This window comes from Streptomyces sp. NPDC037203 (assembly GCF_055605065.1).
In genome coordinates, this window is record NZ_JBVJUC010000005.1 from 434,248 (window position 1) to 458,041 (window position 23,794).

23 protein-coding genes are annotated in these 23,794 nt (G+C 71.3%); 9 read left to right on the forward strand and 14 right to left on the reverse strand.

Annotation, left to right across the window (positions count from 1 at the left end; genetic code table 11):
* Positions 1–23: 23 nt before the first annotated feature.
* Both ACZ7EC_RS18035 and ACZ7EC_RS18040 read left to right on the forward strand, forming a co-directional pair.
* A complete protein-coding gene (locus ACZ7EC_RS18035) occupies positions 24–1,520 on the forward strand; it encodes an ABC transporter permease (RefSeq protein ID WP_471063548.1) in 1,497 nt (498 codons plus the stop codon).
* A 48-nt stretch (positions 1,521–1,568) separates the two neighbouring features.
* On the forward strand, positions 1,569–2,252 hold the full coding sequence (locus ACZ7EC_RS18040; protein ID WP_471063550.1) for an ABC transporter ATP-binding protein: 684 nt from the start codon (positions 1,569–1,571) through the stop codon (positions 2,250–2,252).
* Between the two features lie 18 nt (positions 2,253–2,270).
* Here ACZ7EC_RS18040 and ACZ7EC_RS18045 read toward each other — a convergent pair whose 3' ends face one another.
* Positions 2,271–3,170 carry an MmyB family transcriptional regulator gene (locus tag ACZ7EC_RS18045; RefSeq protein ID WP_471063551.1) on the reverse strand — a complete coding sequence of 300 codons (900 nt, stop codon included), beginning with the start codon at positions 3,168–3,170 and terminating at the stop codon, positions 2,271–2,273.
* 183 nt (positions 3,171–3,353) lie between these two features.
* Here ACZ7EC_RS18045 and ACZ7EC_RS18050 point away from each other — a divergent pair, with 183 nt between their 5' ends.
* Positions 3,354–4,394: an NAD(P)-dependent alcohol dehydrogenase gene (locus ACZ7EC_RS18050; RefSeq protein WP_471063553.1), complete on the forward strand. Its 1,041-nt coding sequence runs from the start codon at positions 3,354–3,356 to the stop codon at positions 4,392–4,394.
* Positions 4,395–4,450: 56 nt separating this feature from the next.
* On the opposite strand, the gene ACZ7EC_RS18055 is transcribed toward ACZ7EC_RS18050, so the two are convergent.
* Positions 4,451–5,728, reverse strand: a complete 1,278-nt coding sequence (locus ACZ7EC_RS18055) for an ATP-binding protein (protein ID WP_471063555.1) — start codon at positions 5,726–5,728, stop codon at positions 4,451–4,453.
* Between the two features lie 213 nt (positions 5,729–5,941).
* Entirely contained in the window at positions 5,942–7,060 is a 1,119-nt protein-coding gene (locus tag ACZ7EC_RS18060; protein WP_471063557.1) for a hypothetical protein, read from the reverse strand.
* Between the two features lie 149 nt (positions 7,061–7,209).
* Between ACZ7EC_RS18060 and ACZ7EC_RS18065 the strand changes: the two genes are divergently transcribed.
* A complete protein-coding gene (locus ACZ7EC_RS18065) occupies positions 7,210–8,367 on the forward strand; it encodes a cystathionine gamma-synthase (protein ID WP_471063559.1) in 1,158 nt (385 codons plus the stop codon).
* Positions 8,368–8,395: 28 nt separating this feature from the next.
* Here the strand turns inward: ACZ7EC_RS18065 and ACZ7EC_RS18070 are convergent, their stop codons facing one another.
* The 3 genes from ACZ7EC_RS18070 to ACZ7EC_RS18080 form a co-directional block, all read right to left on the reverse strand.
* The gene (locus ACZ7EC_RS18070) at positions 8,396–8,605 is read right to left on the reverse strand and encodes a hypothetical protein (protein ID WP_471063645.1); all 210 of its coding nucleotides are present in this window, start codon (positions 8,603–8,605) and stop codon (positions 8,396–8,398) included.
* 70 nt (positions 8,606–8,675) lie between these two features.
* Complete coding sequence (locus ACZ7EC_RS18075) at positions 8,676–9,179, reverse strand: sigma factor-like helix-turn-helix DNA-binding protein (protein WP_471063560.1); 504 nt, start codon at positions 9,177–9,179, stop codon at positions 8,676–8,678.
* A 97-nt stretch (positions 9,180–9,276) separates the two neighbouring features.
* A complete protein-coding gene (locus ACZ7EC_RS18080; protein WP_471063646.1) occupies positions 9,277–9,762 on the reverse strand; it encodes a MarR family winged helix-turn-helix transcriptional regulator in 486 nt (161 codons plus the stop codon).
* Between the two features lie 162 nt (positions 9,763–9,924).
* On the opposite strand from ACZ7EC_RS18080, the gene ilvA reads away from it, so the two are divergent.
* Entirely contained in the window at positions 9,925–11,154 is a 1,230-nt protein-coding gene (gene ilvA / locus ACZ7EC_RS18085) for a threonine ammonia-lyase (protein ID WP_471063561.1), read from the forward strand.
* A gap of 139 nt (positions 11,155–11,293) precedes the next feature.
* Here the strand turns inward: ilvA and greA are convergent, their stop codons facing one another.
* Together greA and ACZ7EC_RS18095 are read right to left on the reverse strand one after the other, a co-directional pair.
* The gene (greA, locus tag ACZ7EC_RS18090; protein ID WP_471063563.1) at positions 11,294–11,794 is read right to left on the reverse strand and encodes a transcription elongation factor GreA; all 501 of its coding nucleotides are present in this window, start codon (positions 11,792–11,794) and stop codon (positions 11,294–11,296) included.
* Between the two features lie 187 nt (positions 11,795–11,981).
* Complete coding sequence (locus ACZ7EC_RS18095; RefSeq protein ID WP_471063565.1) at positions 11,982–12,380, reverse strand: DUF4307 domain-containing protein; 399 nt, start codon at positions 12,378–12,380, stop codon at positions 11,982–11,984.
* 103 nt (positions 12,381–12,483) lie between these two features.
* Here ACZ7EC_RS18095 and mca point away from each other — a divergent pair, with 103 nt between their 5' ends.
* Both mca and ACZ7EC_RS18105 read left to right on the forward strand, forming a co-directional pair.
* Positions 12,484–13,365 carry a mycothiol conjugate amidase Mca gene (mca, locus tag ACZ7EC_RS18100; protein WP_471063566.1) on the forward strand — a complete coding sequence of 294 codons (882 nt, stop codon included), beginning with the start codon at positions 12,484–12,486 and terminating at the stop codon, positions 13,363–13,365.
* Positions 13,358–13,597 (forward strand): hypothetical protein, encoded by a 240-nt coding sequence (locus ACZ7EC_RS18105; RefSeq protein WP_471063567.1) that lies wholly within the window; start codon positions 13,358–13,360, stop codon positions 13,595–13,597. The genes mca and ACZ7EC_RS18105 overlap by 8 nt, the downstream gene beginning before the upstream one ends.
* 384 nt (positions 13,598–13,981) lie before the next feature.
* Here ACZ7EC_RS18105 and ACZ7EC_RS18110 read toward each other — a convergent pair whose 3' ends face one another.
* Positions 13,982–15,922: a DNA/RNA helicase domain-containing protein gene (locus ACZ7EC_RS18110; protein WP_471063569.1), complete on the reverse strand. Its 1,941-nt coding sequence runs from the start codon at positions 15,920–15,922 to the stop codon at positions 13,982–13,984.
* Between the two features lie 169 nt (positions 15,923–16,091).
* On the opposite strand from ACZ7EC_RS18110, the gene ACZ7EC_RS18115 reads away from it, so the two are divergent.
* Positions 16,092–18,125 carry a thioredoxin domain-containing protein gene (locus ACZ7EC_RS18115; protein WP_471063571.1) on the forward strand — a complete coding sequence of 678 codons (2,034 nt, stop codon included), beginning with the start codon at positions 16,092–16,094 and terminating at the stop codon, positions 18,123–18,125.
* A gap of 16 nt (positions 18,126–18,141) precedes the next feature.
* Here ACZ7EC_RS18115 and ACZ7EC_RS18120 read toward each other — a convergent pair whose 3' ends face one another.
* The 4 genes from ACZ7EC_RS18120 to trhA form a co-directional block, all read right to left on the reverse strand.
* A complete protein-coding gene (locus ACZ7EC_RS18120) occupies positions 18,142–18,501 on the reverse strand; it encodes a hypothetical protein (protein WP_471063573.1) in 360 nt (119 codons plus the stop codon).
* A gap of 48 nt (positions 18,502–18,549) precedes the next feature.
* The gene (locus ACZ7EC_RS18125) at positions 18,550–19,293 is read right to left on the reverse strand and encodes a Mut7-C RNAse domain-containing protein (RefSeq protein WP_471063574.1); all 744 of its coding nucleotides are present in this window, start codon (positions 19,291–19,293) and stop codon (positions 18,550–18,552) included.
* A gap of 33 nt (positions 19,294–19,326) precedes the next feature.
* Positions 19,327–19,977, reverse strand: coding sequence for a TetR/AcrR family transcriptional regulator (locus tag ACZ7EC_RS18130; protein ID WP_471063576.1), 651 nt, complete (start codon positions 19,975–19,977; stop codon positions 19,327–19,329).
* A 193-nt stretch (positions 19,978–20,170) separates the two neighbouring features.
* Positions 20,171–20,884, reverse strand: a complete 714-nt coding sequence (trhA, locus tag ACZ7EC_RS18135) for a PAQR family membrane homeostasis protein TrhA (RefSeq protein ID WP_471063578.1) — start codon at positions 20,882–20,884, stop codon at positions 20,171–20,173.
* 300 nt (positions 20,885–21,184) lie between these two features.
* Here trhA and ACZ7EC_RS18140 point away from each other — a divergent pair, with 300 nt between their 5' ends.
* Positions 21,185–23,005, forward strand: coding sequence for a phosphoenolpyruvate carboxykinase (GTP) (locus tag ACZ7EC_RS18140; RefSeq protein WP_471063580.1), 1,821 nt, complete (start codon positions 21,185–21,187; stop codon positions 23,003–23,005).
* A 287-nt stretch (positions 23,006–23,292) separates the two neighbouring features.
* Here ACZ7EC_RS18140 and ACZ7EC_RS18145 read toward each other — a convergent pair whose 3' ends face one another.
* Positions 23,293–23,718 (reverse strand): SCO4983 family protein, encoded by a 426-nt coding sequence (locus tag ACZ7EC_RS18145; protein ID WP_471063582.1) that lies wholly within the window; start codon positions 23,716–23,718, stop codon positions 23,293–23,295.
* Positions 23,719–23,794: the final 76 nt, after the last annotated feature.

Genomic DNA, 23,794 nt, shown 5'->3' on the forward strand with positions numbered 1-23,794 from the left:
GGGGCGTTCCTAACGTGCGGCGCATGTTCTTCACCTACCTGAGGCGCGAGCTGCGCCGCCGCCGGAAGGCGGCGCTCGTCGTCGCCTCCGGCCTCGCGCTGGGCATCGCGCTGGTCATCGTGGTCGACTCCGTGGCCGGCGGCATGGGCAAGGCCCAGGACAAGGTCCTGCAGTCGCTCTACGGCCTCGGTACGGACATGACGGTCACCAAGGCGGCCACGCCCGCCGCCGCGGGCGCCCAGCAGCCCCGCTTCCAGTTCGGCGCGCACGGCGAGGGCGACAAGACGACGCAGAGCAGCGACCGGGTCCGGGTACAGGGCTTCAGCACCCTCCCCTCCTCCACCGTCTCCGAGGTCTCCGGCCAGCCGGGCGTGGCGGCGGCCGCCGGCGGCCTCAACCTCTCCGTGGTCAAGGTCAGCGGCACCTTCACCCGCGGCCAGTACCAGCAGAGCGGCGGCGGTGGCGGCTACGGCTTCCGGCGCGGCAGCGGCAGCGGCGGCGGGCAGCAGGGCGAGGTCAAGGGAGGCGGCGCCGACTTCGGCATCAACGAGTACACGGTCTACGGCACCGACGTCACCCGGACCGGGCTCGGCCCGCTGACCTCCTCCAAGATCACCAGCGGGCGCGGCTTCAAGACCACCGAGACGAACGCCAAGGTGGCCGTGGCCGACTCGGCGTACGCCAAGGAGAAGAAGTACAAGGTCGGCTCCACCGTCACCATCAAGGGCACCACGTACACGGTGATCGGCATCGCCACGGCCGACAGCGGCGACCCGGCGGCCGACCTGTACATCCCGCTGGCGCAGGCGCAGACCCTCGCGGGCGAGAAGGACAAGGTCACCACGGTCTACGTGCGGGCGACCGACTCCCAGAAGATCGACGCCGTCAAGAGCACCATCCAGAAGAACGTCTCCGGTACGACGGTCACCACCTCCTCCGACCTCGCCAAGACGGTCTCCGGCTCCCTGTCCACCGCCTCCTCGCTCGCCACCAACGTCGGCAAGTGGCTGTCGATCGCGGTGCTCGTGGCCGCGTTCCTGGTCGCCGGCCTGCTCACCTCCGCCGCGGTCTCCCGCCGGGTGCGCGAGTTCGGCACCCTGAAGGCGCTGGGCTGGAAGTCGGGCCGGGTCACCCGGCAGGTGGTCGGCGAGGCCATCGTCAACGGCCTGGTGGGCGGTGTCCTCGGTATCGCCCTGGGGCTCGCGGGCGCCTACGCCGTCACCGCGGTCAGCCCGACCCTCAAGGCCCAACTGGGCGCAAACGGAAGCGGTTTCGGGGAGCGTGCCGGTGGCGGCGGCTTCGGTGGCGGCTTCGGCGGGGGTGGTGGCGGCGCCGGGTTCGGCGGTCCCGGCCGGCAGGCCGCGAAGTCCCTGGAGGTGGCCCTGACGGCCCCGGTGAGCCTGACGACCATCCTGCTGGCGGTCGGCCTCGCGGTGGCGGGCGGCCTCGTCGCGGGAGCCTTCGGCGGCTGGCGTGCCTCCCGGCTGCGCCCGGCGGACGCGCTGCGGCGGGTGGAGTAGCCGTGCCGCGCGCGACCGCCCTCCCCGAAACCCCTCCCAGGAGCCACCATGTATGAACTCAAGAACGTCACCAAGCGCTACACCCGAGGCAAGGACAGCATCCACGCCCTCGACGGTGTCGACCTGACCATCGGCGACGGCGACCGCCTCGTCATCCAGGGCCCCACCGGCGGCGGCAAGTCCACCCTGCTCCAGATGCTCGGCGGCCTCGACCGGCCCACCTCCGGCGAGGTGGTCCTGGACGGCACCGACCTGGCCAGGCTGAGCGAGGCCCGGCTGACGCGGGTGCGCAGCGAGAACATCGGATTCGTCTTCCAGTCCTTCAACCTCATCCCCACACTCACCGCGCGGGAGAACGTGGAGACCGCCCTCGTCCCGCTCGGCATCAAGGCGCAGCAGCGGCGCGAACTCGCCGCCGAGGCGCTGGAGTCCGTCGGCCTCGGCGAACGCCTGGGGCACCTGCCCGGCGAGATGTCCGGCGGCCAGCAGCAGCGCGTCGCCATCGCCCGCGCACTGGTGAAGAAGCCCAAGGTGCTGCTCGCCGACGAGCCGACCGGCAACCTCGACGAGAGCACCCGCGACGAGATCATGGACGTACTCGAACGGCTGTGGAGGGAGCACGGGCTGACCTTCATCATGGTCACCCACGACTCCTCGCTCGCCAGGAAGGCACCGCGCCTCGTCACCATCCGCAAGGGCACGATCACGGTGAAGGAGAACGCGGGCACCTGACGCCCGGCCGCGCGGGGGCTACGCGGAGGTCCCCGCGCGGGTCGCGTCGGTTCCCCAACTGGCCAGCAGCCGCAGGGACTCGGCGGACGGCGAGCCGGGCTCCGCGTAGTAGGCGAGCAGGCACTGGTCGGTGCCGTCCGACATGCGGAACGACTCGTAGTTCAGGGCGAGATCGCCCACCAGCGGATGGTGCAGCCGCTTGACGCCGTAACTCTTCTCCTTGACGTCGTGCGTGGCCCACAGCCTGCGGAACTCCTCGCTCTTGACGGAGAGTTCCCCCACCAGCGCGGAGAGCCGGGGGTCGTCCGGATAGCAGCCCGCGTCCATGCGCAGCGCGCAGACGATGTCGATCGCCTTCTGCTCCCAGTCGACGAACAGGTCCCGGTACTCGGGCTTGAGGAACACCAGACGCGCCCAGTTGCGCTCGGCCACCGGCAGCTCGGCCCAGTCGCCGAAGACCGCCGCCGCCATCCGGTTCCAGGCGAGGATCTCCGAGCGGCGGCCCACGATGTACGCGGGCACGCCCTCCAGCGTGTCCAGCAGTTGCCGCAGCGCCGTGCGCACCTGCTGCTGCCGGGCGGCCGGCTTCTTCTTGTGCGACTTCGGCCTGGCCAGGTGGGTCAGATGCGCGTGCTCGGCGTCCGTGAGGCGCAGGGCGCGGGCGATCGAGTCCAGGACCTCCGCCGACACATTGCGGCCGTTGCCCTGCTCCAGGCGCGTGTAGTACGCCACCGACACCCCGGCCAGCTGCGCCAGCTCCTCCCGGCGCAGTCCCGGCACCCGGCGGTGCCGGCCGAAGTCGGGCAGCCCCACGTCCTCGGGCTTGAGCCGGGCCCGCCGGCTGCGCAGAAACTCGCTCAGCTCGGCCCGCCGGTCCAGGGGCGGGCCGGTCACCGCGGTGTCCTGCTGTTCTTCCATACCGCAAGTATCCGCCGCCCCCGCTGGTCGTAGGTCTGCCAGCCTGACCCCGCCAGTGGTAGGAACGGCAGTCGTACGCAAAGGCGTGGCCTGGGTGCTTCGCGGTACAGGGGGCACCCTTGAGGTGTGCCCGGTGGACATGCAGCCGGGCACGCGTCAGACCTTGTGAGGGAGAACCCCGCCATGACCACAGTTGCCGCGTACGCCGCACCCGCCGCCAAGGCCCCCCTGGAGCGGACCGAGATCGAGCGACGGGCGGTGGGCGAGTTCGACGTCCTGATCGACATCAAGTTCGCCGGTATCTGCCACTCCGACATCCACCAGGTCCGCGAGGGGTGGGGCAAGGCGTCCTTCCCGATGGTGCCGGGCCACGAGATCGCGGGCATCGTCACGGAGGTCGGCTCCGGCGTGACGAAGTACGCCGTCGGCGACCGCGTGGGCGTCGGCTGCATGGTCGACTCCTGCCGGGAGTGCGACAACTGCAAGGCCGGCCTCCAGCAGTACTGCGAGCAGGGCCCCACCTGGACGTACAACGACACCGGCCGGGACGGCACGCCGACGTACGGCGGCTACTCCCAGAAGGTCGTCGTGGACGAGAACTACGTCGTCCGCATCCCCGAGGGCCTGTCCCTCGACGTGGCCGCGCCGCTGCTGTGCGCCGGCATCACCACGTACTCCCCGCTGAAGCACTGGAACGCCGGCCCCGGCAAGAAGGTCGCCGTCGTCGGCCTCGGCGGCCTCGGCCACATGGGCGTCAAGATCGCGCACGCGCTGGGCGCGGAGGTCACCGTCCTCTCCCAGTCGCTGCGCAAGAAGGACGACGGCCTCAAGCTCGGCGCCGACCACTACTACGCCACCAGCGACCCGAAGACCTTCGAGGACCTCAAGGGCACCTTCGACCTCATCCTCAACACGGTCTCGGCCCCGCTGGACTTCGGCGCCTACCTCTCCCTGCTGCGCACGGACGGCGCCATGGTCAACGTGGGCCTGCCCGAGGAGCCGGTGCAGATCGTCCTCCAGTCCCTCTTCGGCAACCGCCGCAGCCTCAGCAGCTCCGGCATCGGCGGCATCCCGGAGACCCAGGAGATGCTGGACTTCTGCGCGGAGCACGGCCTGGGCGCGGAGATCGAGCTGATCACCGCGTCGGAGATCAACGAGGCGTACGAGCGGGTGCTCGCCAGCGATGTGCGCTACCGCTTCGTGATCGACACCGCGACGATCTGACGTCCGGCGTCCGGCCACCCGCCGCCGGGGAGCGGTGGGTGGCCGGTGCGCTCGGGTCACAGCCTGCTGTACGTGTCGATGTCCTCGCCGAACTCCTTGATCGCCTTGGTGGTCAGGGTCGGCCGGGTGTCGGAGATGGCGGCCATGTAGTCCTCGGTGTCCGCCGGGCGGCCCGCGCGGTGGGCGACCTCGCGCTCGAACGCGGCCTGGGCCCCCTTCCTGGCGGCGTACTCGATGTCCGCCGGGGTGAACAGCTCGCTCGCGGCGACCAGCCGGCCGAGGTCCACCGACTCGCCCGCGCCCCGGAGATAGCGGGCCCAGATCGCGGCGCGGGCGGTCGGGTCGGGCGGCCCGATGGGGATGACGTAGTCGAACCGGCCCGGCCGCAGGAAGGCCGCGTCGAGGGACCGTACGGAATTGGTGGCGCACACCAGCAGCCGTGCGTCGTGCTCGCGGAAGACCGGGATCAGCTTCAGCAGTTCGTTGGTCACCCCGTGTCCGGGATCCACCGCCTTGCCGGAGCGCGCGGCGGCGATCTCCTCCACCTCGTCGATGAAAAGCACCACCGAGTCCAGCTCCGCGAGGTCCGCGAAGGCGTCCCGCAGGGCCGTGGCCAGCCCCTCGCTGGTGTCCGCGGCGAGCCGGGACGGGAACAGCTCCACGAAGGGCCAGCCCAGCCGGGAGGCGACAGCCTTGGCGAAGCTCGTCTTGCCGGTGCCGGGCGGCCCGAACAGGATGACCGACTTCGGCGGCACCACGCCGTAGCGGTCGGCCAGCGCCGGTTCCGTCAGCGGCAGCACCACCCGCCGCTCCACGACCTGCTTCTCCCGCTCCATCCCGGCCATCGCGTCCCACAGCCCCTCGGGCAGCATGCGCCCGCCGAGCGCGGCGAGGACATCGGCGTTGGCGGCGCCGAGCGGTTCGAGCTTCTCGTGGTAGGTGAGGTCCGCGCGCGAGCGGTAACCGGTGTTCGCCAGCGCCTTGGAACCGGCCGCGCCCGCGGGCAGCAGCGCGCTGATGTGCCGCACGCCGAGCGCCCGCAGCCGCCGCTCCAGCTCGGCGAGGAGCGCGCTGCCGATCCCGCGCTCACGCCAGCGCGCGGCGAGCGCCATCAGCAGGATCCAGCCCCGCTTGCCGGTGGCCTGGGCCACGGCCATCCCCACCAGCTCGTCCCCGACCACCGCGACCACCGCCGTCTGTCCCGCCTTCGCCGCGGCCATCACCTCCGAGACCGGGAACACCGGGTCCTCGTCGGCCTGCCGGCACTGGTCCCAGATCTGGATGGCCTGATCGAGATCGTCGTCGTGATAGTCGCGCAGATGCCATACGGGCACGGGGCACCACCTCACCACCAGCGGGACCAGGGGGTCTCCCATTGTCTCCGCGGGGGCCCCGCGGCACATCTCGGTGGCATCCCCGGCGGCGCTCGGGACGACCCTGGTCAGCCGGCCCGCGCCGCCGTCCCGGCCATCTGCTCGGCGGCGAGCGCCGAACGGCCCTGCCTGTCACGGCCGTTGGCCCGCAACGGGTCGGCAGGGGTGGCCCGCTCAGCCGGGCAGGCTCGCCGGACTGCCGCCGTTGGCCTCGAACCCCCCTACCGCCAGGGCGCGGTAGACGGCGAACTCGGCCGCCGGGTCGGCCGTCAGCGACCAGGGCAGTGCGCCGACATGGCCGTCGACGTGTATCAGCTCGTGCATGGCCTCCGCCCAGCGCTCGGCGCGGACCAGGAAGAAGACCAGCAGATGGCGGACGTGCGGCAGCGTCGGGTCGGTGGCGGCGGCCTCGTGCGCCGCGTGCTGTGCGCCCTGGATCGCCTTGGCGACGATCTCGCTCCGGTACAGGCTCAGCACCAGGTTCACCTCGGGGAGGTGTTCGAACACCGCGAACAGCGGCAGCGCGGCCAGCAGTGAGCCCCGCGGGGCGCGGGCCGCGGCCGCCTCGGCGAAGGCGTACGCCTGCTCGCGCGAGCCGTGCCACTTCTCACACCAGTAGGGGAGCGCGGCCAGATGCGCGCCCATGTGGTGCGGGGCGCGGTCGAGGACCTTCAGCCACAGCCGCTCGAACTCCTCGCGGGAGGCGCCCAGTCCACGGGCGATGGCCAGCTCGATGATGTGCGGCACCGGGTCGGCGGGGGCGAGCCCGGCCGCCTGCGCGCACACCTCGCGGGCCTCCTCCAGCAGCAGCCGGAAGTCCTCCGTGCCGGCCGCCGAGGCCCGCCAGGCCCGCTGCACCAGGAACTCCGCGTGCACCGCGGCACCGCCCGCGTCCTTGGGCCGCTCCGCCCGCCACACCCGCAGCCACTGGCCGCCCGGCGTCTCGTGCACCCCGCCGGGACGCTGCTCCAGCTCCAGCGCGGCCGCGCCACCGAGGGCCTGCACCCGCTGCCAGCGCAGCTCGCCCGACGTCTCGGTGCCGGCCAGCAGCTGGGCCGCCGCCGTGTAGTCGCGGGTGCGCTGCACCAGCTCCAGCGCGTCCAGCAGATCCTGGTCCGGGCCGGGCAGCCGTATGTCCAGCTCCTCCTGGCGCAGGAAGCCGTAGGCCGCGGGGTCGGCGGCGTCCGGGTGGTCCGGGTGCACCTGCTCGATCAGCCCGCGCCTGCGCCGTACCAGCGGGAGCAGCACGAAGCTCACCATGAGCAGTGCCAGGAGCAGCCAGAGAATCACCATGCCCCCAAGGGTTCCAGACCCCACCGGCAAATGACCAACCCCGCCGCGGGCCTGTGGACAACCTCGCCGTCCAGCCTGTGGACAATTTCCGTCCAGGGCATGACACCGAAAGCGCCGGAACCCCGCCGGGCACACTACGCTCGGTGCCCATGAGCGACAGGCACATCAGTCAGCACTTCGAGACCCTCGCGATCCACGCGGGCAACACCGCGGATCCCCTCACCGGCGCGGTCGTCCCGCCGATCTACCAGGTCTCGACCTACAAGCAGGACGGCGTCGGCGGGCTGCGCGGCGGCTACGAGTACAGCCGCAGCGCCAACCCGACCCGTACCGCCCTGGAGGAGAACCTCGCCGCGCTGGAGGGCGGCAGCCGCGGCCTCGCGTTCGCCTCCGGCCTGGCCGCCGAGGACACCCTGCTGCGCACGCTGCTCACCCCAGGTGACCACGTGGTGATCCCCAACGACGCCTACGGCGGCACCTTCCGCCTCTTCTCCAAGGTCGCCACCCGCTGGGGCGTGGAGTGGTCCGTCGCCGACACCAGCGACCCGGCCGCCGTACGGGCCGCGATCACCCCGCGGACCAAGGCCGTGTGGGTGGAGACCCCCTCCAACCCGCTGCTCGGCATCACCGACATCGCCGCCGTCGCCCAGGTCGCCCACGACGCGGGCGCGCGCCTCGTCGTCGACAACACCTTCGCCACGCCGTACCTCCAGCAGCCGCTGTCGCTCGGTGCGGACGTCGTCGTGCACTCCCTGACCAAGTACATGGGCGGCCACTCCGACGTGGTCGGCGGTGCCCTGATCGTCTCCGACCAGACGCTCGGCGAGGAACTGGCCTACCACCAGAACGCGATGGGCGCCGTCGCCGGCCCCTTCGACTCCTGGCTGGTGCTGCGCGGCACCAAGACCCTCGCGGTGCGCATGGACCGGCACAGCGAGAACGCCACCAAGGTCGCCGACATGCTCAGCCGGCACGCCCGCGTCACCAGCGTGCTCTATCCGGGCCTGCCCGAGCACCCCGGTCACGAGGTCGCCGCCAAGCAGATGCGGGCCTTCGGCGGCATGATCTCCTTCCGCGTCGAGGGCGGCGAGGAGGCGGCCGTCGAGGTGTGCAACCGCGCCAAGGTGTTCACCCTCGGCGAGTCGCTCGGCGGCGTCGAGTCCCTGATCGAGCACCCCGGCCGGATGACCCACGCCTCCGCGGCCGGCTCGGCCCTGGAGGTCCCCGCCGACCTCGTCCGCCTGTCCGTCGGCATCGAGAACGCCGACGACCTGCTGGAGGACCTGCGCCAGGCCCTGGGCCAGTAGTGCCGATCCGGGCCGGCCACGGCCCGGATCACCAGCCGCTTACCGGTGGAGTCGTCCGCGAGGGCGGCTCCACCCACGGGTGGGCGTACGCCGCCCACACCCCGAACACCACCGCCGCCACGCACACCAGCACCCACATCACCCGGCGCGCCAGCCGCCCGCGCCGCAGCAGCCGCTCACCGCGCCGCACCGCCTCCTGGCACAGCTCCGGCGGCACCCGCACCGGCCGTTCGCCCATCAGCCGCCGTACAGCTGCCTCCCGCTCGGCCCGGATCACCCCGGCCGCCCCGCACCGCACGCCCACCCGCTCACGACGGTGCCGCCTTCGCGTCCAGCCCGCGCGCACCGGCCGCCTTGACCGGATGCAGCAGCAGGGACGTCGCCCGGTCGCAGACGGTGTGCACGCGTTCCACGGTCAGCCCGAGCAGCGCCGCCGCCTGCTCCTCCGCGAGCCCCTCGTACAACCGCAGCACCAGGACCAGCCGCTCCTGCGGACCCAGCCCGCCGAGCGGTCCGCACGGCCCCGGCCGCGCGCGGCCGGGGAGGCGGTGCCGCTCCCGGACCGAGTGCGCGAAGCGGACGGCGAGATACCGGCGCGCGCAGTCGTACGGATCCCCGCCGCGCAGCCGGTGCCAGCGGGCGTAGGTGTGCCCGAGGGCCAGCGTCAGCAGGCGCCGCGCACGGGGGTTGGCGTCCGGTGCCTCCGCGGTGAGCAGCGTGGCGGCCTGCAGCAGCCGCCCGGCCGCGCCCGCGACGAACGCCTCGAACTCCGCGGCCGGGTCCGCTACCCGTGACACCCGCCGATCACGCAAGACGCCTCCCCTCGGGGGCCCTGTCCGGTACGGGACAGGGGAGCCGCGTACGACGCAGGACCCTGGGGTCTCATATGAGGCCCGCCGGGGTCGCGGGTCAAGACTCGGGGTTCTTCCCCTGGGTGCGGGCCGACAGGCCGTGGTTGAAGCGGGTCAGCAGGGCACAGAACTGCTCGCGCTCCTGCGGGGACCAGTCCTCGGTCAGCTCCGCCATCAGCCGGCGCCGCGAGGAGCGCACCTCCGCGAGCCGGGCCGCGCCGCGCGGGGACAGCTGGAGCACCACCGCACGGCCGTCCTCCGGGTGCGAGGTGCGCTTGACCAGGCCGGCGTCGACCAGCGGCGCCACCTGCCGGGTGACCGTGGAGGAATCGATGCCCATGCCCGCGGCGAGCGCCTTGACGCCCATCGGGCCTTCCTTGTCGAGGCGGTTGAGCAGCAGATAGGCGGCGCGGTCCATGGAGTTGCGCGCCTGCCCGACACCGCCGAGCCGCGTCTGTTCGGCGCGACGGGCGAACACCGCCACCTCGTGCTGGAGGGAGTCGAGAAGACCGGGATCACCGACGGTCGTCATGTCCATCGACATTTCAGGTGTTGTGGGCATGGCCGGAGGCTCGCTTCATGAAGGGCTGCAAGGTTGGGGGACAGGGTACGCGGCCCGGCGCCGGGCCGTACCGGCGCTGCGCAAACCCGTCTTGGAGCTTGGTCACCCCCGTCGCGCCCCACCGCGAGCTGCGATGCTGGAGTCATGAACTACCGCACCGCCCACCCCTTGCGTTCCGTCACCCTGGACGACGTACGCGGAGCCCAGAAGATGCTCTCGGGCGTGGCACGGGCGACCGCGATGGAGGGCAGCCGGCACCTGTCCCAGCTCGTCGGCGCGCCGGTGCAGCTGAAGTGCGAGAACCTCCAGCGCACCGGCTCCTTCAAGCTGCGCGGCGCCTATGTGCGCATCGCCGGGCTGCTGCCGGAGGAACGGGCCGCCGGAGTGGTGGCCGCCAGCGCCGGCAACCACGCGCAGGGCGTCGCCCTGGCCTCCGCGCTGCTGGGCGTGCACGCCACCGTGTTCATGCCGCACGGCGCCCCGCTGCCCAAGGTCGCCGCGACCAGGGAGTACGGCGCCGAGGTGCGCCTGACCGGCCAGGTGGTGGACGAGACGCTGGCCGCCGCCCAGGACTACGCGGCCCGCACCGGCGCCGTGTTCATCCACCCCTTCGACCACCCGGACATCATCGCCGGCCAGGGCACGGTCGGCCTGGAGATCCTGGAGCAGTGCCCGGAGGTGCGCACCATCCTCGTCGGGGTCGGCGGCGGGGGGCTGGCGGCCGGGATCGCGGTCGCGGTGAAGGCGATCCGGCCGGACGTGCGGATCATCGGCGTCCAGGCCGAGGGCGCCGCGGCCTACCCGCCCTCGCTGGCCGTCGGGCACCCGGTGGCGGTGGCGAGCCCGGCCACGATGGCCGACGGCATCAAGGTGGGCAAGCCGGGCGTGGTGCCGTTCACGATCGTCCGCGAGCTGGTGGACGAGATGCGCACGGTCACCGAGGACCAGCTCTCCGCCGCGCTGCTGCTGTGCCTGGAGCGCGCCAAGCTGGTCGTGGAACCGGCCGGCGCGAGCCCGGTCGCGGCCCTGCTCGCGTCCCCGGACACCTTCGAGGGCCCGGTCGTCTGCGTACTGTCCGGTGGCAATGTCGATCCGGTGCTGCTCCAGCGGGTGCTGCGGCACGGCATGTCCGCGCAGGGCCGTTATCTGGCCGTACGCGTGCGGCTCACCGACCGCCCCGGCGCCCTTGCCACCCTGCTCGGGGTGCTGTCGGGGGCGGACGCCAACGTCCTCGACGTCAGCCATGTCCGCACCGACCCCCGGCTCGGCCTCAGCGAGGTGGAGGTCGAAGTCCACCTGGAGACCAAGGGCCCGGCCCACTGCGCCGAGGTCGGCCAGTGCCTGCGCGACGCGGGCTACACGGTCATCTCCTGAGCCGGCCGCACGAAGATCCCGTAACCCCGTACAGGATCTTCACCGAAGACCGCCGTACGGCGGGTACGGCCCGCCGGGTACGACGAGACCCCCGGCGTCCGCTCGGGATGCCGGGGGTCTCGGAGGACAGCTCGGGGGCTCAGCCGTTGTAGGGCTCGGCCTTGAGGATGCGGACGGAGGCCGTCTTGCCGTTCGGCAGCTCGTACTCCGCGTCCTCGCCGACCTTGTGGCCGATGACACCGGAGCCCAGCGGCGACTGCGGCGAGTACGTCTCCACGTCCGAACTCGCGTACTCGCGGGAGGCGAGCAGGAACGTCATCGTGTCGTCCTCGTCACCGTCGAAGGCGATCGTGACGACCATGCCCGGCGCGACGGCACCGTCGGCGGAGGCCGGGGCCTCGCCCACCTTGGCGCTCTCGAGAAGCTGGGTCAGCTGCCGCACGCGCAGCTCCTGCTTGCCCTGCTCCTCCTTGGCCGCGTGGTACCCGCCGTTCTCGCGCAGGTCTCCCTCCTCGCGCGCGGCCGCGATCTTGGCGGCGATCTCCGTGCGCGCAGGACCAGTAAGGTACTCAAGCTCGTCCTTGAGCTTGTTGTACGCCTCCTGGGTCAGCCAGGTGACGTTCTCGCTGGTCTGGGTCACAGGGTGCTCCTCGTCGGTACTGGGAAATACAAAGCATCGCCCTACCCAGAAGAATGTTCCCTCTTGGATGGGCGAAACCACGAGCCTAACAATTCATCCGCGGAAGGGGGAGGACATAAGCCATCAGAATCGCATCAACGCAGGTCGGACCGTCCGCATTCCGGGTGAAGGCGCGGCGTGCGGCGGGTCAGCCGCTGTGGCAGCCCAGCAGTTCGGCGGTGGTGCCGCGGGCCGTCGTACGGAGCGTGACGACCTTGTCGATGCGCGTGGCCGGACCGGTGAAGTGGAAGTCGGCGCGACCGACCTCCGCACCGTCCGCCGACTGGGAACGCAGGGTGCAGTAGCCGTCGCTCCCGGCGTCCTTGTGGACCTCCAGGTGCGCCCTGACCGTGTTGTCCGTGGCGTCGAAGGTGATCACCTGGGCGCTGATCTTCGTCTGCACGAGGTAGTGGTACGCGAAGTAGCCGACCAGGGCCAGCAGGACGGCGCCGAGCACCACGGCGGCGATCTTGAGCTTGCGGTCGGCGCGCTCGTCGGAGGAGCGGCCGTAGCGGCCCGCGGGGAGCCCCGTGCTCGCCGTACTCATGATCGTCCTCTCCGCGGAATTATTCGCCCCCCGATTCGGTCACTATAGAAGCCTTCGATTGCGCCCTGAGCCTTGGGGGCGCCGACCTACCGAGGATTGAGTCTTGACTGACCAGCTGCGACTGATGGCCGTTCACGCGCACCCCGACGACGAGTCGAGCAAGGGCGCGGCCACCATGGCGAAGTACGTGTCCGAGGGGGTGGAGGTGCTGGTGGTGACCTGCACCGGCGGTGAACGCGGCTCCATCCTCAACCCCAAGCTCCAGGGCGACCCCTACATCGAGGCGAACATCCACGAGGTGCGCCGCAAGGAGATGGACGAGGCCCGCGAGATCCTGGGCGTCGAGCAGGATTGGCTGGGCTTCGTGGACTCCGGGCTGCCCGAGGGCGACCCGCTGCCGCCGCTGCCCGAGGGCTGCTTCGCCCTGGAGGACGTCGACAAGGCGGCCGGCGAACTGGTGCGCCGGATCCGCTCCTTCCGTCCGCAGGTGATCACCACCTACGACGAGAACGGCGGCTACCCGCACCCCGACCACATCATGACCCACAAGATCTCCATGGTGGCGTTCGAGGGCGCGGCGGACACCGAGAAGTACCCCGAGGACGAGTTCGGCCCGGCCTACCAGCCGCTGAAGCTCTACTACAACCAGGGCTTCAACCGCCCCCGCACCGAGGCCCTGCACCAGGCGATGCTGGACCGCGGCCTGGAGTCGCCGTACGGGGAGTGGCTCAAGCGCTGGAAGGAGATCGAGCGGGTCGAGCGCACCCTGACCACGCATGTTCCGTGCGCGGACTTCTTCGAGATCCGCGACAAGGCGCTGATCGCGCACGCCACGCAGATCGATCCGGACGGCGGCTGGTTCCGCGTGCCGATGGAGCTCCAGAAGGAGGTCTGGCCGACGGAGGAGTACGAGCTGGCGAAGTCGCTCGTGGACACCTCCCTCCCCGAGGACGACCTCTTCGCGGGCATCCGGGACAATGCCTGACATGAGCGCAAGCGTGAGCCTGGCAGCGACGGACCTCGTCTCCCTCGCCGATCTCGACCAGAACAAGGTCACCCCCGGTGTCCTCGGCTTCATCGTGTTCGCGGTGATGGCGGTGGCGGTGTGGGGCCTCATGAAGTCGATGAACAAGCACATGCGGAAGGTCGACTTCAAGGAGCCCGCCGACCCCGGCACGGACGCCAGCCCGGCCGACACCCCGGCCCAGCGGAGCTGAACCTCCGGGGCCGACGCCGCAGCAGGGCCCGTCTCCGGGGACCTCGGCCGATGGTCCTGGCCCCCGCGGGCCGCAGCCCCAGGGGGTCAGCCCCCTGTGGACCCGACCCCCGCGGGCCCGGCCCCCGGAGGCTTCGGTCTCCGGGGACTCCGGCCGCCGGGGTCCGGCGCCCCGGAAGTCGGCCGTCCGCCGAAACCGTCGCCTCCGTCTTCTCACGGGCGCGGCGGTCCGCAGGCATGCGCGGGTGCCGGCCGCCGAGCCGACCTTTGAGCGCGCCCTCTGCTTCCCGCCGGTCAGCCCATCACCCCTTTCCCCATGGGAGAGTGGAACGGTGAACCGACTGGCCCATGAGACGTGCTGCCCGGCAAGCAGGAGGCGGACGGATCAGAGCTTTTGCACGCCGAGGTCGGCGAAGAGCTTCCTGACCGCGGGGTCGACCGAGTAGAGCACCAGGCCGCGGATGGAACGGGTCATCAGCACGCGGTAGGCATTGCGCAACGCCCGGATGAGTTCGGTGTCGTCCTTGATCTGTGAGGCCTTGCTCTTCACGTGCTCGCGGTGGGCGACCCAGGCGCCGTCCTCCCACGTGAGATCGGGGCCCATGATCACGCCGCCCCACTCGTACTCGAGCCCTTGGGCCGTGTGCACGCACCCGATCTGCCCGAAGCCTCCGGGGTCGGTCGCCCAGAACTTTCGCTTGGGGATCCCCTCGGTGCTGTGGTTGTCGCCGGCGTTCCAGGGGCGTGCCCAGCCGGGATCGGGGCTGACGTCGGGGAAGGTGCCGGTGTCGTCGGTCCAGCCCCAGCACATTCCGGCGGTCATCCGGGCGCTCACGCCCGCTGGGTCCTTGCCCTTGAGGAAGGACTCCATCTCGGCAGCACTGTCAGCGTAGTAGACCTCGAAAGGCTCAGGGTCGGCGGCGCCGTCCGGACGCCACGCGATGGGGTCCCCCGCCATGAGCCGGCTGACCCAGGTGTCGTACGTCGAACTGCCGACGGTGCGGAGTACCCGGTCCAGGTTGATCGGCACGATCTCTACGCCGAGGTTCAGGAGCTCGCTTTTGAGTCTCTCAGGGGACCAGATCTCTTCCGCGAAGAGGCGTTGATCCCCGTCGATGAAGAACACCGGCACGCGAGCGTGGGTGACGACCTCCTCCACCGAGGTCGGCCCTGTCTGCCGCATCCTGAAGGAACCGGTCTTCGGTCGCAGGCTGAGGCGGTGGGCTTCGTCACAGACGATCAGGTCCAGCTCGTCGGGCCCGAACTTGTCGGCAATCTGCACCAGCGGCCTGAAGACCTTCTGGTGCCCCCTGGCAGCCCGCTTGAAGGTGTCGCGCGAGGCGATGCCACCGGAAACGAAGGCGGCAGAATGTCCAGCTTGCAGCGCTTCTCCCAGCGCGGTGAGCGCAACGAGTGACTTGCCGCTGCCCGCACGTCCCTCGATGACGAATACCCTTTTCACCCCCTGCGACCCGACGGCTGCCCTGGCATCGGCGATCGCTTGGACCGCCCGCAGTTGGTGTTCGACGAGACTGAACCGGGTGTGGCCGTTGACGATCGCTGCGGTCTCGTCGGTCAGAAGGTTGGTCGAGCGTCGACGTCCGAGCAACTCCTGTGCGGCCTCCGCGCCGGAGTCCGAGCTGAAGTTCGCGGTCAGGAACTTCTCCAGGTCCCCCGGTTGCCGTGCGGTGAACGTGGGGATCCCCGGGCGAGGGGACACCTGGCTTATCCACTGGTAATCCGGACCCATCAGGTTGTGCAGGTAGGCCGCGCCCACGAGATTGACGTAGCGGTCGTCGAACATGCTGTGGTGCCTGCGCAGGTCGTCCATGTTGTTGCCGACCTGGACCGCGGGATGCTTGAGGTGCCTCTCGTACTCAGGGAACGGCGCGTAGACCAGATCCCTGGCGCAGCGCTGGCAGAGCGTGGTGTTCCCCTCCACCCTGCACGAGGCGCAGAGTCCGGCTGCCTTCGACACGGTCGGACGCTCGATACTGCCCCACTGCTTGAGTTCGATGACCGCGTAGCTGAGCCGTCCCGATGGGTGCTGTCCTGCGAGCACGACGTCGATGTGGTTCATCTGACCGTCGGCGAGGTACTCGATGAACATCCGCACCTGGCCGAGCCCGCGGTTGTCCAGCGTGGTCGCCAGCTCGTAGACGCTCTCACGCCAGGACCTGACATCCGAGGGGCTCGGTTTCTTGTCCTTCGGGTGCGCGGCGGTGTAGCACTCGCTGATCTTCCGGACCAACTGATGGCGGTCCCGTACCAGACGCTGTGCGGACCAGAACGCCTCCAGCGGCTTCCAACCGCTCCCGACCGCCATCCCGTTTACCTCCAATGAATGGAAGCTCTCCCGAGCCGATTCAGTGGAACTTAGCAGGATCGTATTGTCATTCAATCTGGATTTTCCCTGGCCGGCTGCGGTAGGCCGACCACGGCGGCGCCGATCCGGGTGAGCCTTCAGGGATAAGCCGCGTGAGACGCTGGTTCGCATGAACCGTCTCGCCGACGCGACCTCGCCCTATCTCCAGCAGCACGCCGCCAACCCCGTCGACTGGTGGCCCTGGTCGGCCGAGGCGTTCGAGGAGGCTCGGCGGCGGGGGGTGCCGGTGCTGCTGAGCGTGGGGTATTCCAGCTGTCACTGGTGCCACGTCATGGCCCACGAATCCTTCGAGGACCAGGAGACCGCCGACTACCTCAACGAGCACTTCGTCAGCGTCAAGGTCGACCGCGAGGAGCGGCCGGATGTGGATGCCGTGTACATGGAGGCCGTGCAGGCGGCCACCGGGCAGGGCGGCTGGCCGATGACCGTGTTCCTCACTCCGGACGCCGAACCCTTCTACTTCGGCACCTACTTCCCGCCCGCGCCCCGGCACGGGATGCCGTCCTTCCGGCAGGTGCTGGAGGGGGTCGAGCAGGCATGGCGCACCCGGCGGGACGAGGTCGGGGAGGTCGCCGGGAAGATCGTGCGGGATCTGGCCCAGCGGGAGATCGGCCACCAGGGGAGCCGGCCGCCCGGCGAGCAGGAACTCGCCCAGGCGCTCCTCGGGCTGACCCGCGAGTACGACGCGCAGCGCGGCGGATTCGGCGGCGCGCCCAAGTTCCCGCCGTCCATGGTGCTGGAGTTCCTGCTGCGCCACCACGCGCGCACCGGCGCCGAGGGCGCGCTCCAGATGGCCCAGGACACCTGTGAGCGCATGGCCCGCGGCGGTATCTACGACCAGCTCGGCGGTGGGTTCGCCCGCTACTCGGTCGACCGCGACTGGCAGGTGCCGCATTTCGAGAAGATGCTCTACGACAACGCCCTTCTGTGCCGGGTGTACACGCATCTGTGGCGGGCCACCGGCTCCGCTCTCGCCCGCCGGGTCGCCCTGGAGACCGCCGACTTCATGGTCCGTGAACTGCGGACGGTCCAGGGCGGGTTCGCGTCGGCGCTCGATGCCGACAGTGACGACGGGAGCGGGCGGCACGTCGAGGGGGCGTACTACGCCTGGACGCCGGAGCAGCTGACCGACGTACTCGGTGAGGCCGATGCCCGGATCGCCGCCCAGTTCTTCGGCGTCACCGAGGAGGGCACCTTCGAGCACGGCCAGTCCGTCCTCCAGCTCCCGCAGGACGAGGGTGTGTTCGACGCCGAGAAGATCGCCTCCGTCAAGCGGCGGCTGCTCGACGCCCGCGCCCGGCGTCCCGCACCCGGCCGGGACGACAAGGTCGTCGCCGCCTGGAACGGGCTCGCCATCGCCGCGCTCGCCGAGGCCGGCGCCTGCTTCGACCGCCCCGACCTGACCGAGGCCGCGCTCGGCGCCGCCGATCTGCTGGTCCGGGTCCATCTCGACGAGCACGCCCGGCTCGCCCGCACCAGCAAGGACGGCCGGGCCGGCGCCAACTCCGGTGTCCTGGAGGACTACGCGGACGTCGCCGAGGGCTTCCTCGCGCTCGCCTCCGTGACCGGCGAGGGCGTCTGGCTGGACTTCGCCGGCCTGCTCCTGGACCAGGTGATCGCCCGCTTCACCGACCCCGGAACCGGCGCGCTCTACGACACCGCCGCCGACGCCGAACAGCTCATCCGCCGCCCCCAGGACCCCACCGACAACGCCGCCCCCTCCGGCTGGTCGGCCGCCGCGGGCGCGCTCCTCGGGTACGCCGCGCACACCGGCTCCGAGGCCCACCGGACCGCCGCCGAACGGGCGTTGGGCGTCGTCCAGGTCCTCGGCCCGCGCGTGCCCCGGTTCATCGGGTGGGGGCTCGCCGTCGCGGAGGCGCTGCTCGACGGGCCGCGGGAGATCGCGGTCGTCGGCCCGTCCCTCACCGACCCGGCCACGACCACCCTGCACCGTACGGCACTCCTGGGCACCGCCCCCGGCGCGGTCGTCGCCGTCGGCACCCCGGACAGCGAGGAGTTCCCGCTGCTCGCGGGCCGCCCGCTGGTCTCCGGGCAGGCGGCCGCCTACGTCTGCCGCAACTTCACCTGCGACGCCCCGACCACCGATCCGGACCGGCTCCGCACGGCCCTCCGAGCCCCCTGAAGCGGGATCGGGCGCGTCACACGCCGCTGAGGATCATCGCCCCCAGCGTCACCTGCGCGCCCCACTGCACGACCACGGTCCAGGACCGGGAGTACGTCCCCCGGCCCCCGAGCCCCCGGCCCCTGGGCCAGGCCAGCGCCGCGACGCCCGCGAGGAGGGACAGGGCGAAGGCGGCGTAGAGCGCCGAACCGGGGATCTCCGAACACCCCTCGCCGTACATCAGGCACCCGGAGCCGCGTTCGCCGGAGAGGACGACGGCCCAGGGCAGGACGACGGTGGGCGGCAGCAGGACCAGTCCGGCGACGGCCCAGCCGGTGATGAGGCGGTCCTTCTGCCGCGGGGTGAGCGTCACCGGCTGCTCGGTGGTGGTGTTCATGCCCCCATCCCACCGCGCGGACCCGGCCCGCCGGAGCGGTCCGCCTACTCAACCGCCCTGAGTACTGTCCTGGGTACGCATGCTCAACGCCCGCTCCACGACCGCCTCCAACTGGTCGTGGTGCGCGCCCTTCCAGTACGCGCGCCCGCAGGACGCGCACTGCGCGAAGACGTCGTACGACCGCTGGGTGCCGCCCTTGAGCTGGTCGGCGACCTCCTCCTTGGTGGCGGTACGCAGCAGCCCGTTGCAGGCGGTGCACCGCGTCCAGGGGTTCAGCTCGGGGGCGAACCGGCCGAGGACGTCCCGGAGTTGCTCCTCGGGCTGGGTGCTGTAGACGTACGCGCCGGCCCACAGCTCGCGGCGGCGCAGCAGCCCCCGGTCCCGGCTGAGCATGACCCGCTGCTCGGCGGCCGAGCGCGCGGCCAGCGCCGGATCGCCGATGTCGGTGGACTCGTACGCCGTGTCGACGCCCAGCAGCCGCAGCCGGCGGGCCAGGGTGCCGAGGTGGACGTCGAGGAGGAAGCGGAGCGGGGCGCCGGGGACCCGCTGGGGGCGCGTCACCGCCCGTACCCGTACGCTCTCGCCCGCGCGCGGGATGTGCGAGACCGGGACCTCGCGGCCGTCCACGACCAGCGCGCCGACCTCGGTCAGCGGTACGCCGAGGGACTCGATGACATGGCCGAGCGTCGAGACGCCGTCGGTGCCGAGCGCGGTGGCGCCCGCGCGGCGGGCGGACGGGACGAACAGGTGCAGCTCGGGGGCGACTTCGACGCGGATCTCCGTTGCGTTCACCCCGTCAGCATGGCATGGCGGGGCCCTGGCGGCTCAGCGGTTTCCGGCGCCCGGCAGACCGCCCTCCAGGACGTCCAGGGTGCGGTCGATCAGGTCCGGCAGATCGTCCCGGTGGCCGTGCTCGGCCCAGTACATGATGGTCTCCAGCAGACCGCCGATCAGCGACATGGCGTAGACCCGCACCTCCAGGTCGCCGGGGTCGCGGCCGGTGCGCTCGGCGATGGCCTGGCAGAGCATGCGGCCGGTCACCGACATGCTCTGCGTCATCCGCGAGCGCACCGCCGGGACCTGGACCATCAGCCGGGTGCGCAGCCGGGAGACCTCCGGTTCGTCCTCCGTCCCGGCCTGGACGGCGCGCCGCAGCACGTACCGGATGGTGTCGGGCCAGGGCTCCTCGGCGGGCCGCCGCCTGATCTCCTCCAGCATCACCGCGTCGATCTCGTCGGTGAGGACGATGTCCTCCTTGGTCGGGAAGTACCTGAAGACCGTGGACGGCGACACCTCGGCGCGGTCGGCGATCCGGTCGATCGTCGTGGCGTCGTACCCCTGCTCCTCGATCAGGGCGTACGTCGCCTCGCGGATCGCCTCCCGCGTCTTGATCTTCTTGCGCTCCCGCAGGCCGAGGCGGGGGCCCTCGGAGCGGGCGCGCGAGGGAGAGGTGCTGGTGGGGCGTGCGGCCGTCATGCACGTCATTGTCCGGCATCGCCGGCCGGCGCGGCCATGGCCGAGACCTCCGCGGGCCCGCCGCCGCACCGCACGACTGGAGTGCCCCTCCACATCGAGGAGCTGCCCATCGGTGTCCGTCCTCGACGCACGGACAGGGCCACGGCTCGGATGAGCCGTGGCCCGAGGGGTGGGAGGACCGCTGCGCGTACCGCTACGCGTGCTGGTACGCCACCAGCGAGATGCCCACGTAGTGCACGACGAACGCTGCCAGCGTGAAGGAGTGGAACACCTCGTGGAAGCCGAACCAGCGTGGTGACGGGTTCGGCCGCTTGAAGCCGTAGACGACGCCGCCCGCGCTGTAGAGCAGCCCGCCCACGACCACCAGGACCAGGACGGCGATGCCGCCCGTGCGCAGGAAGTCGGGCAGGAAGAAGACGGCCGCCCAGCCCATCGCGATGTAGCAGGGCGTGTAGAGCCAGCGGGGGGCGCCGACCCAGAAGACCCGGAAGACGATCCCGGCCGCCGCCGCGGCCCAGATGCCCCACAGCAGCCACTGCCCCTTCGCGCCGGGCAGCAGCAGCATGGTCAGCGGGGTGTAAGTGCCCGCGATGATCAGGAAGATGTTGGCGTGGTCGAGGCGGCGCAGCAGACCGCCCATCCGCGGGCCCCAGTTGCCCCGGTGGTACAGCGCGCTGACACCGAACAGCAGGCAGGCCGTGAGGACATAGATCCCGCAGGCGATGCGGCCTCTGGTCGAGTCGGCGAGCGCGGTGAGCACAAGTCCCGCGATGAGCACGGCCGGGAACATGCCGAGATGCAGCCAGCCGCGCAGCCTCGGTTTGATCGGGTGCGGCAGGGAGAGCGCCACGGGACCGCGGCCGCGGGCCGGCGTGTCGTCGGGCGCGTCGGGGACGGACGCAGTCATGCGCCGCATGGTACCGACGCCCCCGTAAACCGCATGTGAGGGGCGTGTCCCGGCGTCTCCTCGGTCGGGTGGCAGCAAAAAGACGTTCAGCTGAAATCCAGACACACGCAAAGAAAACGCAAACGCCCCTGGAAGCGTGGCTCAGCTCACTTCGCTCACCTGTGAGACCCCCTGGACAGATGGGCGGACCAGGCGGATGATCAAATGAGTGCAGTCGGCACCGGATGAGCGACAGCGATGCGTCCGGGTCGCAGCCCCCACGGGGCGAACAAGGACAAAATCCCTCACTTAGGAGCAACCGTGGCGCGCGACAACTCGGCTACCAGCGTTCCCACCCGCCACCAGGAACTGATCTCGTGGGTCAACGAGATCGCCGAACTGACGCAGCCGGACAGCGTGGTCTGGTGTGACGGATCCGAGGCCGAGTACGAGCGCCTGTGCGAGGAGCTCGTGGCCAAGGGCACCTTCAAGAAGCTCGACCCGGTCAAGCGCCCGCACTCCTACCTCGCCGCCTCCGACCCGACCGACGTCGCCCGCGTCGAGGACCGCACCTTCATCTGCTCCGAGAAGGAGGAGGACGCGGGCCCGACCAACAACTGGAAGGCCCCCGCCGAGATGCGGGAGATCTTCGCCGGCGACAAGGGCCTGTTCCGCGGCTCCATGCGCGGCCGCACCATGTACGTCGTCCCGTTCTGCATGGGCCCGCTCGGCTCCCCGCTCTCCGCGCTCGGCGTCGAGATCACCGACTCCGCCTACGTCGCCGTCTCCATGCGCACCATGACGCGCATGGGCCAGGCCGTCCTGGACGAGCTGGGCGAGGACGGCTTCTTCGTCAAGGCCGTCCACTCCGTGGGCGCCCCGCTGGAGCCGGGCCAGGCGGACGTGCCGTGGCCGTGCAGCCAGACCAAGTTCATCTCCCACTTCCCCGAGGCGCGCGAGATCTGGTCGTACGGCTCCGGCTACGGCGGCAACGCCCTGCTCGGCAAGAAGTGCTACGCGCTGCGCATCGCCTCCGTCATGGCGCGCGACGAGGGCTGGCTCGCCGAGCACATGCTGATCCTCAAGCTCACCCCGCCGCAGGGCGAGTCCAAGTACGTGGCCGCCGCGTTCCCGAGCGCCTGCGGCAAGACCAACCTCGCCATGCTGGAGCCCACCGTCTCCGGCTGGACCGTGGAGACCATCGGCGACGACATCGCCTGGATGCGCTTCGGTGAGGACGGCCGCCTGTACGCGATCAACCCCGAGGCCGGCTTCTTCGGTGTCGCGCCCGGCACCGGCGAGCACACCAACGCCAACGCGATGAAGACCCTGTGGGGCAACGCGGTCTTCACCAACGTGGCGCTCACCGGGGACGGCGACGTCTGGTGGGAGGGCATGACCGAGGAGACCCCGGCGCACCTCACCGACTGGAAGGGCAACGCCTGGACGCCGGAGTCCGGGACCCCGGCCGCCCACCCCAACGCCCGTTTCACCGTGCCCGCTTCGCAGTGCCCGATCATCGCGCCCGAGTGGGAGGACCCCAGGGGCGTGCCGATCTCCGCGATCCTCTTCGGCGGCCGGCGCGCCAGCGCGGTGCCGCTGGTGACCGAGTCCTTCGACTGGGACCACGGCGTCTTCCTCGGCGCCAACGTGGCCTCCGAGAAGACCGCCGCGGCCGAGGGCAAGGTCGGCGAGCTGCGCCGCGACCCGTTCGCCATGCTGCCGTTCTGCGGCTACAACATGGGCGACTACATGGCGCACTGGATCAACGTGGCCAAGGACAAGGACCAGTCCAAGCTGCCGAAGATCTACTACGTCAACTGGTTCCGCAAGAACGACGAGGGCAAGTTCGTCTGGCCCGGCTTCGGTGAGAACTCCCGCGTCCTGAAGTGGATCGTGGAGCGTCTGGACGGCAAGGCCGAGGGCGTCGAGACGCCGATCGGCGTGCTGCCGACCAAGGACGCGCTGGACACCGACGGCCTGGAGCTGTCCGACGCCGAGCTCGACTTCCTGCTCACGGTCGACAAGGAGGTCTGGCGCGAGGAGGCCGCGCTGGTGCCCGAGCACCTCGACACCTTCGGCGAGCACACCCCGAAGGAGCTGTGGGACCAGTACCGCGCGCTGGTCGAGCGCCTGGGCTGAGCCCCCGAGAACTCCGCGGCCGGTCCGACTAGCCCTGACCAGCAATAGTCGTCACGAAGGCCGGCCGCGGTAGCGCATCGCACCGGGCCGGGGCCCGCACCGTACAACGGCGTACGGCGGCGGCCCCGACCCGGTGCGCGCGCATGTCCGTACCCGGATCGACCCGGACCGGGCGGGAACCGGCTGTGAGGCACCCGGTCCGCGCGTCGCTGCGGATGCGCGCGGACCGGGGCCGGTCATGGGGGCCACCGGGGTTCGGGCCGGGGGCGGCCCTCGGCCCACCGGGATCAGCCGGTGGCGGTGAGTTCCCGCGGGTCGGTGAGGGCGGCCAGGGCGGCGGTGTGGGCGTCCATGCGCTCCGCGGCGAGGATCGCCACCGCGGTGTCCGCGCGGGAGGCGGCGACCACCAGGGCCCGGCCGGCCAGCGCGTGGGCGCGGCGGTGCAGGGCCACGGGATCCCCGGCGGCGCCCGGCGCCGTCCGCAGCGGCTCGCTTCCGCGCAGCCGGCACACCTGGGCTACCAGCCGTTCCGCCGCCGCGTCGAGGTCGGGTGAGGGTGCCTGCGCGCGCAGCTCGTCGGTGACCGCGAGCAGTGCGGACAGATGCCCGGCGAGCTGGATGTCCAGCTCCTCCTCGCGCGACCGGTGGGGGAAGTCGGAGGTGGTGCCGGCCATCGTGGTGTGCACCGACTTGGTGCGGATCGGTTCGTACATGGGACGGCCTCCTGTGCGCTGACAGGAAACCATCCTAGCTTGGATTTCGTCTAAAGTTGAGTCGGGTCACGGATTG

What these genes read in the sequence shown, in the direction of transcription:
- ACZ7EC_RS18035 (WP_471063548.1), top strand. Translation starts at nt 24, where the DNA reads ATGTTCTTCACCTACCTGAGGCGCGAGCTGCGCCGCCGCCGGAAGGCG.
- ACZ7EC_RS18040 (WP_471063550.1), top strand. Translation starts at nt 1,569, where the DNA reads ATGTATGAACTCAAGAACGTCACCAAGCGCTACACCCGAGGCAAGGAC.
- ACZ7EC_RS18045 (WP_471063551.1), bottom strand. Translation starts at nt 3,170, where the DNA reads ATGGAAGAACAGCAGGACACCGCGGTGACCGGCCCGCCCCTGGACCGG.
- ACZ7EC_RS18050 (WP_471063553.1), top strand. Translation starts at nt 3,354, where the DNA reads ATGACCACAGTTGCCGCGTACGCCGCACCCGCCGCCAAGGCCCCCCTG.
- ACZ7EC_RS18060 (WP_471063557.1), bottom strand. Translation starts at nt 7,060, where the DNA reads ATGGTGATTCTCTGGCTGCTCCTGGCACTGCTCATGGTGAGCTTCGTG.
- ACZ7EC_RS18065 (WP_471063559.1), top strand. Translation starts at nt 7,210, where the DNA reads ATGAGCGACAGGCACATCAGTCAGCACTTCGAGACCCTCGCGATCCAC.
- ACZ7EC_RS18070 (WP_471063645.1), bottom strand. Translation starts at nt 8,605, where the DNA reads ATGGGCGAACGGCCGGTGCGGGTGCCGCCGGAGCTGTGCCAGGAGGCG.
- ACZ7EC_RS18080 (WP_471063646.1), bottom strand. Translation starts at nt 9,762, where the DNA reads ATGTCGATGGACATGACGACCGTCGGTGATCCCGGTCTTCTCGACTCC.
- ilvA (WP_471063561.1), top strand. Translation starts at nt 9,925, where the DNA reads ATGAACTACCGCACCGCCCACCCCTTGCGTTCCGTCACCCTGGACGAC.
- ACZ7EC_RS18095 (WP_471063565.1), bottom strand. Translation starts at nt 12,380, where the DNA reads ATGAGTACGGCGAGCACGGGGCTCCCCGCGGGCCGCTACGGCCGCTCC.
- ACZ7EC_RS18105 (WP_471063567.1), top strand. Translation starts at nt 13,358, where the DNA reads ATGCCTGACATGAGCGCAAGCGTGAGCCTGGCAGCGACGGACCTCGTC.
- ACZ7EC_RS18110 (WP_471063569.1), bottom strand. Translation starts at nt 15,922, where the DNA reads ATGGCGGTCGGGAGCGGTTGGAAGCCGCTGGAGGCGTTCTGGTCCGCA.
- ACZ7EC_RS18115 (WP_471063571.1), top strand. Translation starts at nt 16,092, where the DNA reads ATGAACCGTCTCGCCGACGCGACCTCGCCCTATCTCCAGCAGCACGCC.
- ACZ7EC_RS18120 (WP_471063573.1), bottom strand. Translation starts at nt 18,501, where the DNA reads ATGAACACCACCACCGAGCAGCCGGTGACGCTCACCCCGCGGCAGAAG.
- ACZ7EC_RS18130 (WP_471063576.1), bottom strand. Translation starts at nt 19,977, where the DNA reads ATGACGGCCGCACGCCCCACCAGCACCTCTCCCTCGCGCGCCCGCTCC.
- trhA (WP_471063578.1), bottom strand. Translation starts at nt 20,884, where the DNA reads ATGACTGCGTCCGTCCCCGACGCGCCCGACGACACGCCGGCCCGCGGC.
- ACZ7EC_RS18145 (WP_471063582.1), bottom strand. Translation starts at nt 23,718, where the DNA reads ATGTACGAACCGATCCGCACCAAGTCGGTGCACACCACGATGGCCGGC.